General features: G+C 43.0%; 2 protein-coding genes. One reads left to right on the forward strand and one right to left on the reverse strand.

The annotated features are described in order from the left end of the window. The first annotated feature begins 304 nt into the window (after positions 1 to 304). Complete coding sequence (locus AAC854_RS22585) at positions 305 to 793, forward strand: IS110 family transposase (RefSeq protein WP_340619051.1); 489 nt, start codon at positions 305 to 307, stop codon at positions 791 to 793. 157 nt (positions 794 to 950) lie between these two features. On the opposite strand, the gene AAC854_RS22590 is transcribed toward AAC854_RS22585, so the two are convergent. Beyond that, on the reverse strand, positions 951 to 1,141 hold a 191-nt coding region (locus AAC854_RS22590; RefSeq protein ID WP_340619052.1), incomplete at its 5' end, for a transposase.

Consider the following 1,141-nt stretch of genomic DNA (forward strand, 5'->3'; position numbering starts at 1 on the left):
AGTTCCTGTTCCCAGAGATTAACAGGTGAGGCCATGTGGCACCTCCCTTAGGGTTAGAAAGAAGGACGATAGCTATCATGACACAATACACATTACGACTGTAGTACTAGGGCGCATCGTTACCGCCTCTGTCTGGAAGAAGCGGCCGCTTCACCGAATTACCTGAACCGCCAGTTTAATCCAGAAAAACCGGATCAAATTTGGTGTGGTGACATCAGTTTGTAGTGATGTGATGGACGTCCCTCTTCAGAATAATATCTGCCACAATTAGATTAGGCAGAGTCATTCACAGAGGAACAACATCATGAATACGATTAAAGTTATTGGTATCGATTTGGCTAAATCATTTTTTCAGGTTTGTGTTTGTATGGCTGACGGCAGCATCGCATCAAACCGGAAAATTTCTCGGGGTAAATTCACTGAGACTATTCGTCAATTTCCCACAGGAACACTGATCGCAATGGAAGCATGTGCTACGTCTCATCATTGGGGGCGAACTTTAGAAAAAATGGGATATACCGTTCGTCTTATTCCGACACAGCACGTAAAAGCATTAACACGCCATCAAAAAAACGATGCAAATGATGCGATGGCAATATGTGAAGCGGCTTTTCGACCGGGTATTCATTTTGTGCCTATAAAGACAGTTAATCAACAAGACATCAAAGCCTTGAGATGTGTTCGCCAGCTTATGGTTGAACAACGCACTGCGATAGCCAACCAGGCCCGAGGGCTGGCCGCTGAACAAGGGATTGAAATTCCCGTCGGGATCAGTATCTTGCAGCAAAAATGAGTGGATTTTGTTGAGGATGCACAGAGCAGTATTTCATTTGTATTACGTTCATCGCTCTTTACTTTACTCGAAAATATACGCTCACTGAATGAACGTATAAAAGCAACAGAACAGCACATTGCTGAATTATGTCGGCAATAGCCTAAATATAGCAGAATCAACATAACCTGACACATTCGATGTGCTCGGTGAACAACTCATCAACTGAACATCTTTTTTGTCTTCTTATCGCTTTTACCCCACTCCATTTGTGTTCTATGGGATTCAAGTCCGGACTATAAGCGGGAAGCCACTCTAATTGATATTGACTCTCTGCTATCGCTTGTATCGTATCAAGTCGTTTATGAA

Source organism: Xenorhabdus entomophaga (assembly GCF_037996725.1).
GTDB lineage: Bacteria > Pseudomonadota > Gammaproteobacteria > Enterobacterales > Enterobacteriaceae > Xenorhabdus > Xenorhabdus khoisanae.